General features: G+C 31.4%; 8 protein-coding genes. 3 read left to right on the forward strand and 5 right to left on the reverse strand.

What is annotated here, in order from left to right; all coding sequences use genetic code 11:
* Positions 1–149: 149 nt before the first annotated feature.
* From HQN85_RS14495 to HQN85_RS14515, 5 genes are read right to left on the reverse strand one after another with little or no spacing between them, the layout of a single operon-like run.
* Entirely contained in the window at positions 150–2,582 is a 2,433-nt protein-coding gene (locus HQN85_RS14495; RefSeq protein ID WP_173273574.1) for a GAF domain-containing protein, read from the reverse strand.
* Positions 2,583–2,593: 11 nt separating this feature from the next.
* On the reverse strand, positions 2,594–6,190 hold the full coding sequence (locus HQN85_RS14500; RefSeq protein WP_173273576.1) for a BamA/TamA family outer membrane protein: 3,597 nt from the start codon (positions 6,188–6,190) through the stop codon (positions 2,594–2,596).
* A 33-nt stretch (positions 6,191–6,223) separates the two neighbouring features.
* Positions 6,224–7,126, reverse strand: coding sequence for an SdiA-regulated domain-containing protein (locus HQN85_RS14505; RefSeq protein WP_246249834.1), 903 nt, complete (start codon positions 7,124–7,126; stop codon positions 6,224–6,226).
* Between the two features lie 4 nt (positions 7,127–7,130).
* Positions 7,131–9,176 (reverse strand): polyphosphate kinase 1, encoded by a 2,046-nt coding sequence (gene ppk1, locus HQN85_RS14510; RefSeq protein WP_173273578.1) that lies wholly within the window; start codon positions 9,174–9,176, stop codon positions 7,131–7,133.
* A gap of 1 nt (position 9,177) precedes the next feature.
* A complete protein-coding gene (locus HQN85_RS14515; RefSeq protein WP_173273580.1) occupies positions 9,178–10,422 on the reverse strand; it encodes a Pycsar system effector family protein in 1,245 nt (414 codons plus the stop codon).
* A 231-nt stretch (positions 10,423–10,653) separates the two neighbouring features.
* Between HQN85_RS14515 and HQN85_RS14520 the strand changes: the two genes are divergently transcribed.
* The 3 genes from HQN85_RS14520 to HQN85_RS14530 are packed head-to-tail and all read left to right on the forward strand — an operon-like array spanning position 10,654 to position 14,013.
* Positions 10,654–11,142 carry a TspO/MBR family protein gene (locus HQN85_RS14520; protein WP_173273582.1) on the forward strand — a complete coding sequence of 163 codons (489 nt, stop codon included), beginning with the start codon at positions 10,654–10,656 and terminating at the stop codon, positions 11,140–11,142.
* A gap of 31 nt (positions 11,143–11,173) precedes the next feature.
* The gene (locus HQN85_RS14525) at positions 11,174–13,489 is read left to right on the forward strand and encodes a patatin-like phospholipase family protein (RefSeq protein WP_173273584.1); all 2,316 of its coding nucleotides are present in this window, start codon (positions 11,174–11,176) and stop codon (positions 13,487–13,489) included.
* Positions 13,486–14,013 carry a hypothetical protein gene (locus HQN85_RS14530; RefSeq protein ID WP_173273586.1) on the forward strand — a complete coding sequence of 176 codons (528 nt, stop codon included), beginning with the start codon at positions 13,486–13,488 and terminating at the stop codon, positions 14,011–14,013. Before HQN85_RS14525 ends, HQN85_RS14530 begins: the two co-directional genes overlap by 4 nt.
* The last annotated feature ends 4 nt before the right edge of the window (positions 14,014–14,017 follow it).

The following is a 14,017-nucleotide window of genomic DNA, read 5'->3' on the forward strand; positions in this document are numbered from 1 at the left end:
AATTTTTTTTTTAAAAACCTAAGTTATCACTTAAAATTTTTCCCTAATAGATAAAATTTTAAAGTATTAGAAATTTTATAATGCCATATTAACTATTACTATATTTCATTTCCATCTTGAAAATGACTGCAGAATTTTTGATCGTGATTTTATACCTGCTTAACTTTTTTTGTTCCTATTTTAGCAGATTTATTTTTAATGGATTCTTTAAGTTTAGTCCACTGTTCATCAAAAAAATCGCATGACATGTAATTAACACCCACTCTTAATGCTTTTAACCCACTTACGCCTTGTAATTCTTCAAGTTCTAGCATTTCTAAATCATCTTGTAAAAACTCTTGCTCTTGCAGGTATTTAATATATTCTAAATACTCATTTGCTTCAAAAGCATTAAAATAAACCAATGAAATTTTACCAGGCTGAGTTAATCTTTCTTCTGTACCTTTTACTAATACTTTATCAATTCTTTTCTTAACTACTTCGTAACGAATATTGTAGGCTCCTTCAACATCAAATCTTCTTTCGTCGTTTCTAAAACTAATATCTATTGGATTAGAATGGATAAATATTAGCTGAGTAGTTAGTAAAGCTCTTGGCATTTGACTCACCAAGCCATTTGTTAAACGAGCAACTTCCACCATTGCTGTAAGTTGCCATAAACGAATATTTTTTAAATACAATAAATCAAATGGCACATCTGGTGCGATATCTTGTCCTATATAAATATCATATTCCACACCATCAGTTCTAAACTTAGCAAAATAACACGGATATGAGTTTTGCAAAGTTTGTTGTGCATCTTCTAAATACTCACTTACTGCAGTATTAATAAATTGCATTGAAGTTTCTAAGGTTCTTCTATGTTCGAAAGCAACGCCCTTTTCTGAATTAATGCTATTAAAATAATTTTGAACAATTTCTTTTGCTTGCGGATGCCCTTTTTCGATATGGGTAAGCATTGGATATACCTCCAATTCAAGAAATTCATTTAGTAATGCTTCTTCACTTGAACTAATAAAATCGTCTATTTTCTTAATCCAATCCTTACAGTTATATAGAATTTTATCAATTAAATCTAAGGGAATAATATTTCTTAAATTAGTTAATGTTTCACTTAAAATATCTAATTGTATTTTAAGATCTTCTTTTAACGCATAGTTCCGTTCAACTGTAGAATTACGAATATCTATTGCACCAAATAATGGATACAGACCTTTAAATGTAACTGTTTCTATTTCTTGAGTTTTCTTTTTGCCTTTACTATTTTTTATAAAATCCCAAACTACCTGATTAAATTTCCACTGTACAGATGGCTGTAATGCAGTAAATTTATCTTTTAATACGCTGTCCATTCTCGTATTAAATTCTTCAATTCTGTATTGTAGCAGTTGCCCTAAAAGTGGTAAAGCCGAATGTAATCTTGATAATAGCTTTTCATTCACTTCTAAGGGTTGAAGTGAATAAATCTCCATAATACCAGCCAATTGACTATTATAAAAAATTGGTACAAATGAATAAGAATGAATGCCATTTTTTTGCAATACATCTAAAAATGGAAATTTTTCTATTTTTTCACTGTCTAAATTATTGAAAAAAACTGGTCTTGGGTTATCTTTATACTCATTAACTAAACTATAAAATGTTTCCTCTTCGAGATCATATTTCTTAGCAGAATCAAGTAAAATACTTTGTGAGTTTTGATGACTATCAAAAACAAATTTGTTATTTACCATTAAAAATGGCAATAATCCAAACTCAATATGACCATCACCTACTAAAGTTTTTAAGGCCTGAATTACATGTTCGTATGCTTCATTTTCATAGGTGTGGTTAACTAATGCATCGCGAATACCATCAATAGCATGTTGAAGCGTAACATCTGCCAAAGAAATTACGGTAAATCCATCGAATTTAAATTTGCTTAGTGGAATTAGCTTTTGTAATAATTCAATTTCATTTCCCTCTTGTATATGTATGGTTAATAATTCGAAATTTAATTCTGGTAATTCTCCCTCATACTTTATATCTATAAATTGAGTATCTGCATTGATATTGTAATAAGTAGTTAAATGTGTTTCTGGATTGGTGTAGGCGTATAAAATCTCATTTTTAAAGATAGAGGTATAATTATAGAACCTATCCAATATCATTCTATAAATAAATTGCAGTTGTTGTTTCTCTTTAGAAGTTTCATCCACAACATCCTTATTTTGCTTTTTCTGCTCTGCATGTAAGGATAAAAACTCATGAAATGAATCTGTGCTAAAAAAAATTTTATCTGGTACAGGTGTACTTAAAGCCCAAAATAAATCTTTTTCATTTGCCATTAATGGAGTTAAAATGGTAAATATAAGTTCGAGCGTATCTTTATATTTTACTAAATCTTCTGCTTTAATATCATTTTGTAATGCTTCCTCACGTTCTATCTTCTCTAATAAAAATCGGTAAAATTCAGCTTTTAATGTCTGTTCAGTTTTTAATCTGCTTTTTAAATAAGCAATTAAAGGCCTAAAAGACAGCGTAAATTCTACCTGACATGTTATGCATGCATTTTTATTAATCTGTATTACCTCTGTGTTCATCTCTTCTCTAATTAATACCTAAAATTCATCGATACATAAGGATACCATCCTTCGTTCGAATGCCCCATCACAAAACGAAATATAGTTAAAGATGCAGGGGCAAAATATACACCAGCACCAACACCATGATGCCATACATTTGAATTTTCGTTGTTTTTCCATACCCTACCAACATCATAAAATCCCATTAGGCCAACCTGACCTGGTAATACATAACTAACAAAATCGCCTAGTTTGGCTCTCAATTCTAAATTGTTATAAAAACTATGCTGTCCTGCAAATCTGAATTGACGGTAGCCTAACAAATTCCCTTGTCCACCTAAGAATAAATTTTGATAAAACGCTGGTTTACCAACTGTTATTCCTCCACCAAAACGATCTGCCAATACAAAATTAGCTCTTCCATCTAAATTTTTATATAAAGAAATGCTTCCTGTAAATTGACCATATGAGTTAGCGTATTTATTTAAATTTTTAAAAACAGACCATTTAAAATCTACATAACTTCCTAAAGTTGGTAGAATTTCATTGTCACGGGTATTGTTTACAAAATTAACTACAATTCCACCATATAATTTATTTTTTGTTACTGTAGTACTATCATAAGAATGTAATTCTGAAGAATTTGTAGTAATTCTTCCTATATTATCTTCATTATCATATTTATATAATTGGAAATTTGGTCCAATACTAAAAGTAGATTTAGGTCTACGCCATCTTAATGTTGATTCTATTTGATAGATGTTAAACCTAGCTCGATAATATTTTTTCTCGTTGTCATATTTTGTTTCGTTTCCAACTCCAAAAAAGTTCTGTGTATTATCTGGAGCATAAGCATCTACCTTTAATGTAAAATCGGCTTTGCCAACAGCTTTTAACCAATCTCCAAAATAGTTAAATCTAAATGCAGTTGTAGCAAATGAGTGTAAAAAAGAAAAATGCTGTGAATTACCATATGGTTGTTTCCTAAATCCTGGATTGGTAATCTTATAATTTAAACCAAGCAACAACCCATCGTCTGTATTATAACCAGCATTGAGTGTTAATGAAGATCTATGATACATATCTTTACCTAAGTAAGAAACATTTGAAGTATCGGTAGACATTCTTTTACTTAATCTATTCTGATCATCTCCTTCGAATTTTGAGTTATCATTTTTTCTACCAAATAATTGAACAGTTCGAGAGGAATTTGGCACATCATAAACCTTTTTACCAGCCCCTGCGATAACTCTTAATTTTATATTAGAGGTTTTGTTATCCAGTAATAAACTATCATTTCCATCTTTAGTATATAAACGAATTTCTTTAGTGATTTCTGGATCGAAATTTCGGCTAAAAATCTCTTCTTTAATGTTGCCTTCTTTAGAAATTTTATTGATCTGTACTTTTAAATATTGATTAGCAGAATCAGTAATCACTATTTTTTCGTTTTTATTACTTGCCTGGATATCAACAATTCTATTGAAGAAATGATAATATTCATTCATCAATTTTGGCAAAGCTGCTCTTCGTTCTTGGAATTGTTTTAAGAATTGATCATGACGTAAAGAATAGCTAGGTTCTGGTAATTTTTTTAATGCTTTTTCAAAAACATCATCAGTTAATTTGGCACAAAAATCCTGTACAATTTTATCCCATTCTGCTTCTGTAAATTGCGACATCAATCTGCTGTTCATCGCTCTTCCTTCCCACAAAAACCAATTAATATTTTTGATATTTCTTTCAAATCCTTGCATCATTGGCAAAAGTGATGAAGATTGTGCATAACGCTGAATAAATCCATCTGTGCTATAAAAAACCATATCACGATCTCTTGGCACTGCTAGATACTTAGCGCCTTTTTCTGTTTTTTCAGGTTTCCATCTCCATTGGTCTTCATGACGATCCCAATCGCCGAGCATTACATCAAGTGCTCTAGCTCTCAACAATAATTCGCCATCATAGGTGTTATCATTATCATCATCTAATTTCTTAAACATCTTTGCGGTATTATCCGAATCACCTAACGGTTCTCTTTCTTCCAATAAGCAAAGGGTATTCGCAAAAAGTGCAGAATAATCTCCAAGATTAACATCAGGAGAAACCCAACCAATAATTGGCGTACTATGAGGAACATTTACAGCATCGGCAATTGTAGGCACAACCAGCGCCCCAAAAGGGTGTTGAGCCGACATGTTATCTTTTACAATATCTTTGGCAAATGTTTCTCTAAGTCCCTGTGGTAAAAGAACTTCTGGAAATTTTTCTACACTTCGCAATACCCACTCTTTTCCACTCTTATCTTTTAATCGAAGCGAATGAGATTGATTACCTCCCCCTAATTGCGTTGGTGTTAAACCGCCTTTAATTTCAGAAATACGCAATACTGGAACTTTGGTTTCTTGCGCATAATCCTTACGGTAATTTTCTCCAAAAAGAAAACGGTGAAATTTACCTACACTATCATAAGATGGATGAACTTTTACACTAATGCTATCTGCTCTAATTACTTTAAACTCGTTTTTTTGAGAAGCAGCTAATTCTTTAAATGGTTGTGTATAGCTAAAAACTTTTTTTACACCACTGTCTGCATAAATATAATACTCATAGCGCATATCATGATTTATTAGCTGATCTGCAATAACATAACCTTGGTTCATTTCTTGAAACAAAGAGTTTTTCCCCTTTTTATTGGGAGTCATTTTAGATCCTGCGCCACTAACAATTTGCAACTGATCGCTTTTAATTAATTGCAAACCATGTTCATGTCCAGCTACATAAATAACATTCGATTTTTTACCAAAAACGCCATTAACACTTTTCATCATATCTTTATACAAAGGATGATTTAAATCTTCTGGACTTAATAATGTTGAGCGCAGTAACGGATACACAGAGCCAATAATTGGCAAAGGAATAACCAAATTTTTATTTAGCAATGTTAATGGCAACAGATGATTTCGCCATGTAAAATATCCACCATGTGCCCCATAACTTTGAAATGGATGATGTGAAGCCAATATGATAATCTTGTTTTTGTTCTGCTCCATTAAGTCTTCCATACGAGCAATTACTTCATCTTTCGTCTGACAATCGCAATCTGCAGCTGGGTTTGCTTTGTTATATGGAAATAACCACCATTCACTATCATAAGCTATAATAGTTAATTTATCTGTTAACTTTATTGCTACAGGATCTGGACAACCATTCGCAGGAATCATCCTTAAGAGAGGGTCGTTAAATGATTCCAAATACTCACTTTGTGCTTGAATTTTAGCTAAACCATTTGGGCCTGATTTATCCCAATCGTGATTCCCAGGTACAAAATAAACCGCAGCACCTGCATCACGCATCGGTTTAAATTGGGACTGTAAAATTTTGCTTGTCTCTGCAAAATCTCCATAACCAGGAATAGCCATCCCAACAGGATAGATATTATCTCCCAAATAAAGGGTAGATGTTTTACCTTTAATTACATGCTTAGCTGCATTTTTTAGCGATTCCGCTTGTCCAGTATTCATTTCTCCAGCATCGCCGATTAAAATAACTCGATATTTCACAGAGTCTTGCGCTAATGCAACAAACCCTTGAAACAAGAATACAATGAGGAGTAGCTTTTTTAACATATTGATAATTTGAACTTTAGCAATTAATTTTATTTATGATTTAGGCTTTTTATAATCGAACCTTAAAATATTTCCAACTTGCGTTTCACTTCCCTCATTAGAAATATATAAGTTTCCAGCAGCGTCAAAGGCAATTCCCTCAGGTTGGTTAAATATATTAGAGCTTAAATGATATACATTTTTTATTTTCCAATTGGCATCGGTTACAACTAAAGCTTTGTTAACGGATGAAACGATATACCATTCTTTCGTTAGTGGATTCATAGCTAAAGCCGAAGGATGAAAAGTACCCTTCTTTTTACCTGTTAATTTATCTACTTGGCTCACATCTGTATTAAATGTTCCTGTTGATTTAAAAGAACCATCACTTTGTAGGGTCAAAATGTAACCACTTGTTTTTTTAGTTCCTTTATCTACACTGCATTGTTTACATAACACATATACTTGTCCGGTTGTTTCATCGCCATACATACCTTCATATTCACCTTTGGGCACCAAATCTTTAGATTCTTTAACGTTTGCAGCTTCTGGCTTAGAGGCTTCACTTAATGGAAAAGAATATAAAGTGCCATTACTTTTTAATAAAATAGCCCAGCCTTTAATAATGGAAATATCTTCATAATCGCCTTTTTTACCGAATTTTGTTACTTTTTCCTCTTTCGATCCCAATGGTAAAGTAAATAAACTCCCATCTTCATCCATTTCGGCATATACTGTTTTATTATCGCCATTATTAAATGCTATTCCAGATATTTCTTGTAAAATATCCGGCATTTGGTATTTATGAGGTTTATTCAAATCATATCCCACTGGACTTTCAGGACCAGGACCTTTTTTCTCTACGCATGATAATGCCGTAAAACTTGCTACAAATGCAAGCAGTCCTAATACTACAACATAATTTTTATTCGCCTTATTTGTTAATTTGTTTACCATCATTTTACTGTTTTAGCAATTGATAAATACGATATTGAGATTGTTTTGGTTCTTGTTTTGTTACGATCGGAATGTTAATCATTTTGTCATTTAATAACACAGCTTGAACATTGTCTTCTAATTGAAGTTTTATCATTGATTTTATTTCCTTTTTTATGGCTTCATCAAAAATTGGAAAGCAGACTTCAATTCTTCGATAAATATTTCTGTTCATCCAATCAGCAGAACCTAAATAAATCTCTTCATCACCTTGATTATGAAAGACAAATACCCTGCCATGTTCTAAGTAACGATCAACAATTCTTCTAACCTTAATGTTCTCACTCATTCCTTTCACACCAGGAATTAATCTACAAATACCTCTAACAATTAATTCTATTTTTACACCAGCTTGCGACGCTTCGTAAAGTTTAGCAATTAGCACTTTTTCTTCTAAATTATTAAGCTTAATAGTGATAGAAGCTTTTTCTCCCTTTTTAGCATGAAGTATTTCACGATGTATTAAAGCTATAAATCGCTGTTGTAAATTAAATTGAGCCACCAATAAATAATTGAACTGAATCAGATCTGGATCGGTTGGTTTAATTCTTTTCGCCAAAAAAATAAAGAGTAGTTCCATTTCTCTTAACATGCCCTGATGAGCAGTCATTAAAACATGGTCTGTATAAAAATTAGCTGTAGCTTCATTAAAGTTTCCAGTGGCAAATAAACCTGAATAAATGTAACGTAAACCTACTTTACGCTTAACCAGTGCTATTTTAGCATGTACCTTTAAAGCGGTTACACTGTAACTAATTTCTACACCCGCCTCTTTCATTTTTTTTGCCCATTTAATGTTGTTCGCTTCATCAAAACGGGCTTTTAATTCTACTAAAACGAATACTTTTTTTCCGTTTTTTGCGGCGCTGATTAAGGCATTTACAATCTTAGAATCGCTTGCTACACGATAAAGTGTAATATAAATTTCTTCAACTTGAACATCAATAGCAGCTTCATTAAAAAATCTTAAAACGCTATCGTATGATTGATAAGGCGGATTGATAAGCATATCTTTCTCCAAAATCTCTTCATACAAGGATTTGCCTTTTATAATTGTTGGATAATTTATTTTAGGCCATTCAGGATTACTTAATTTTGGAATATTTACTGGAAATGAAAAAAGATCTTTTAAATTATGGTATCTACCACCTTCTACTACATTTGCATTCTTTAAACTCAGTTTTTTTGCCACTAACTTCATTGTAGCTTCTGGAATTCCAGGCTGATGCAAAAATCGTGTTGCAAATCCAAAATCTCTTTTTTGCAATTGCTTTTCTATTTGATCTGCTAAGTTACCAGCATATTCATCTTTAAGATCAATTTCTGCTGTTCTTGTAATTTTAAAACTAAAGCATCCTACTATTTCACCTTCTTTAAAAAGTACATCTAAATTACTTCTAACAATATCATCCAAAAATACAATGAATGTTTCTTCACCTATAGTAGTTTTATAAAAGCGAGGTAAATTATTAGATGGAATATTTAGGATAATCGTTTCTTCCTTTTCATTTTGTATTAGATTAATGAGAAAATATAACTCATTGTTATTAGGAAAAAATGAAGATTTCGCCTCAGCCAAATTTACGGGTTGTAAAAATGCTAGAACCTGGCTCAAGAAATAACTACTTATTATCGGATTTAATGCATCTGGTACATCGTTTCCGTAAACAAAGTTGATTTTATTTTTCTGAAGTTGAGGAATAATTCCTGATTTTAAAATCTGTCCGTATTGCTGTTGATGATTTCGAATAGCTGTATTTACTTCAGTTAATAAATCTTCTTCTAAATGAATATTGTTAGTTTCTTTTTTACTCAATTTAGTCAATGCCAATAATACTGGCATACGAACGCGATAAAATTCATCCAAATTAGATGAATAAATAGAAAGGAATTTAATCCGTTCTAATAGAGGTACACTTTCCCTCTCTGCTTCTTGCAAAACACGTTCATTAAAAGATAGCCAACTTAAATCTCTATCGTAAAAAACGTTTTCTAATACAGTTTCGGGCATTTTAAGACAGTTTACCGTAGGCGATATAAGAAATTACATAAGCTAAAACGGCAGCGATTAACCCGAACATAAAAATATTATAGGCTATTCTGATAAGTTTATATTTACGACCTAATACTACTCCTTGAGAATATACATCGGTAATTAAAGTGCCATACAAAAATTCATTGTCGTTCATCACTCTTATCATCCCTTTTGAATAATCATTTAAAGCCATTTTATAGAAATTCCCGAAGAAAAGAAGATTTACTTTTTTACGTTCTAAGTCATTATCTGTAAATAAACCATCAGGAATTGAGGGCCGTGTTGCTAAAATTGAAAATATAATGGTTGATAAACTTACCATCAACAAAATAAATGTTGGAACAATTAAAAAGGCATTATCTTCTAGTCTTCTAAGTACCAAACTCACAATTAATGATAAAATAATAGAGTTTACGGTAATTAACAACTGCGCCTTATTATCAGCCATATCACTTAATCGCTGATTATTAGCAGAGGTAATTCTAAACATAGTTTCAATACCTTTGTCTGGTCTTTTTTTATCCTTTTTAGTTAATAATTTTTCTTGCTTAAATGGATTATCATCTTTAACAGGCTTTGTCACTTTTTTATTTGTACTAATTAAAACTGGCTCATCTTTATCTTCATCGTCTTTAAGCTTGCTTTTTAATTTTTCTAAATTTTTCAATTTCTGATCATTTAACAATAAAATGCAATAATCTGTATGATATTGATGAGTTTCTAAGAATTCTATATCCGTTTTACGCCATTGTTTTTTGCTGATCTCTTTATCATAAAGCAACTCTATTTCTTTGTGCATGAGTTTGCCTTTTTTTCTAAAATCATCTGTCCCTAAATGAAAAAGATCGCCATCGCAAACAATTTTTTCAAGCTGGTTAGTAGGTCTTTGCGGCATTTTTGTAGATAAAATAACTTGCATTACTTCATCTCTTACGGCTGCTGGTACATCAAGTTTTTTCAAGAATTCTGCTGCCAAATCTGCTCCCTTTTGCTCGTGAGCTAAAGGTGCTTCGAAATAACCAGTATCATGAAACCAAGCCCCAGTCGTTACAATAAAAAAATCCTTTTCGTTTAACTGATAATGATTAGCAATTTGCATTGTTGACTTTACCACATCTTTAGTGTGGTTTAAATTGTGATAAACCAATTTTTCATCGTGGTGAGTATTGAAATATTCCAACACATATTTTTCCACTTCTTGTTGCAGATTTTTATAATTCATTTTAGTTTTTGAACAATTTAGCTGATTTAAAATTCTTTTAAGAGTTACTGAGTATAGAATACAGCTATTCTCTAATTGGATACATAATTACGAAATATAAAGAATTTTTATTCATAGCATATCAAAAACCCCATAAAATGAAAATTGTTTTACTTGAATAAATAATTTAGACCTTTATTTACCAAACAACCTATATGTTTAATTGTTATGAGTAGATAATAAAAATATCTCATGCCTAGTCGACATCTTAAATTTCAATTTTTACCATTTATAATATGCATCATCATTCCACTTATTATAGGTGCAATTGGCGGTTTACTAACCTTTGAATCTACAAAAACTTGGTATGTTACATTAAATAAGCCATCTTTCAATCCACCTAATTCAGTATTTGGACCAGTTTGGACAACATTATATATCTTAATGGGAATTGCTTCGTATTTAGTTTGGAGAAAAAGAAAATTTTCTATGGGCTATTCATGGGCAGCAACTATTTATGTATTGCAGCTGTTGCTAAACTTAATGTGGTCCTACTTATTTTTTTATGAACATAAAATTGGTTTTGCATTAATAGAAATAGGCGTTTTACTATTAACTATTATTGTAAATGCTTTCATTTTTTATCGCATTGACAAAGTAGCAGGATGGCTATTTTTACCTTATATTCTTTGGGTCAGCTTTGCGTCTTATTTAACCTATTCTATTTTTATTTTAAACTAATTTCAAAAGAAAACAATATTTTTATAGGGTGATGTATCCTAAAAAGCTATTCGTTTTCTTTTTTTTGCTTTTGGTGCTACAGGTAAAAGGCCAAAAAGTAGGCTTGGTTTTAAGTGGTGGTGGTGCTAAGGGATTAGCTCATATTGGCACATTAAAAGCACTTGAAGAAAATAATATTCCTATAGATTATATTACCGGAACATCAATGGGTGGCATTGTTGGAGCAATGTATGCAGCTGGTTATTCTCCAGCACAAATGGAAAAAATTGCATTAAGTTCAGATTTTCAAGATTGGGTTAACGGAAAATACAAAAGTGATTACAGTTTTTACTTTCAGAAAAACAATGCTAATTCTTCAGTTTTAACAGCTAAATTATCAATCGACACCAGTTTAAGGTTAAGCTTTAGATCTAACTTAGTAAATGATATTCCCCTTAATTTTGCCTTGTTAGAATTATTTTCCCAAGCTTCCGCGATTTCAAAAGATAATTTCGATCAACTTTTTGTACCATATCGCTGTATGGTTTCTGATGTTTTATCTCAAAAAAGTATTACCGTAAGTAAAGGAAGTTTAGCAGAAGCTGTAAGAGCTACGATGACCGTTCCTTTAATTTATAGACCAATTAAATTAGATGGAAAATATGTTTTTGATGGCGGTTTGTATAATAATTTTCCTGCTGATATTATGAAAAATGAGTTTAAACCTGATTTCATTATTGGCGCAAATGTTTCTTCGAAAACTTTTAATGAATATCCGAAGAACGATGATAGATTGATGAATCGTCTCTTGGTATATATGTTTCTTTCTAAATCTGATTCTACTCTAGTTGGAGAAAATGGCGTTTACATACAACCCGACTTGGTCGATTACAGCACAACAAATTTTACACCTGTGGAAGAGTTAATTAAACGTGGTTATGAAGCTACGATGGCAGATATGGGTAAAATTAAAAACTCAATATCACGACGAGTTACATCACAAGAATTACTAGCCAAAAGAACAAAATTTAATGAGCGCAAACCAGATTTAGTATTCAGCAATGTAACAGTCTCTGGCGTTAATTCTCAACAAAAAAAATATATTGAAAGGCTATTTAAAAGCGATAAAGCAACTTTTGATCTTGAAGATATCAAAAGAGGATATTATAAATTAGTAGCTGACGAAACATTTGAAACTGTTTATCCTAAAATTTCTTATCAACCAGAAACAGACAGTTATAATTTCGAAATTGTAGCTAAGCCCAAGAAAAGTTTTAAAATTGATTTCGGTGGAAATATTTCTTCTCGACCAATTAGCAATGTTTATTTGGGTTTGCAATACAATTATTTAAATCGTAAGGCCTATACGTTTGGGACAAATTTTTATTCGGGTAGATTTTACGAATCAGTTCAATTTAGTGGACGAGTAGATTACCCATCTGGGCTACCCTTATTTTTAGCAGCAGAGTTAACTTATAACCACTGGAATTATTATAATACCAGCCAAATTTTCATCGAAAACCCACACCCAACTTACATTGAGCAAGCAGATAGAAAGATAGATCTTAAATTAGGAATGCCATTAAATCGCAACGCTAGAATTACTTTAAGCGCTGCTTTTATTAACAACAATGATAGGTATAGTCCTACAAATACTTTTACAGTCGGTGATGTTTTGGATAGAACAATTTTTAACGGACTAAAGACCAGTGTACTATTTGAGCAAAGCTCGCTTAACAGAAAACAATATGCCGACAGAGGTCATAATTTATTCTTTAGTGCCAGTTTTTTAACTGGCAAAGAGAATTATACTCCAGGTAATGTATTTGGAACTTATAATTCATTCGTTAAAAATAGCATTATTAAGCGCACATTTAGAGAATGGACAAGTATAAAACTAAGTGATGAGAATTATTTTTTCCATACCAAAAACTATAGTTTAGGCTACTTGGCAGAAGGTGTGATTTCTAATCAACCCTTATATTTTAATTATTACGAAACACTTTTAGCAGCTCCAGCATTTTATCCTTTACAAGACAGCAAATCTCTATTTTTAACTAATTTTAGGGCAACAAATTATTTTGCTGGCGGCTTAAAAAATGTTTTTAATATTAAGCGTAATTTTGATTTTCGATTAGAAGGTTATTTATTTTTACCTTACAAAGAATTTGAAAAAAGTGGAGTTCAAGGAATTGAATATGCAAAAGCCTTTAGTAAATGGCATTATGCCGGCACTGCAGGCTTAGTTTACCATACTCCAGTAGGACCGATAAGTTTAAGTTATAATTTATACGATGATCCTGTGAAAAGAAATGGTGTTTTACTACATTTAGGCTACCTAATTTATAATAAACGATCTTTAGAATGAAAAACATAATCATAGTTTTTTTACTGCTACTAGGCAGTAAAAGTTTTGCTCAGAATGCCGATATCAATAATTTTTTGGTAAAGGAAAGTTTATTAAAGAATAGTAAATTAGCTATAATAGCAGCTGATTCATTGGATAATCCATTAGAGAAAATAAACGGCACTTACACGTTTAGCATTAGCGGCTTTACCCAAGCTTTAACTTTTAATGATGGCGTTGCTATTTTACCTTTACCTATTGATAAATCAACATTTGTTTACATCAAACATCAAAATGATGCTGGTACACATAGTAAACTGCTGTATGTTTACAAAAAAGATGGCAATTTAAATCCCTTTACAATTAGCCGTATATTTCTGATTATCATTCCATTAATCATTATAATTTTAGCCTTTGCATTTAAGAAATTCATTTACATCGCAATTATTTTGCTATTAATTTTCATGTATTTCAGCTACAGCAACGGATTAAATATCTCTACATTTTTCGAAACCACTTTCGATTATTTGAGAAATTTAGTCTGATTTC

Source organism: Pedobacter boryungensis (genome assembly GCF_013204825.1).
GTDB lineage: Bacteria > Bacteroidota > Bacteroidia > Sphingobacteriales > Sphingobacteriaceae > Pedobacter > Pedobacter boryungensis.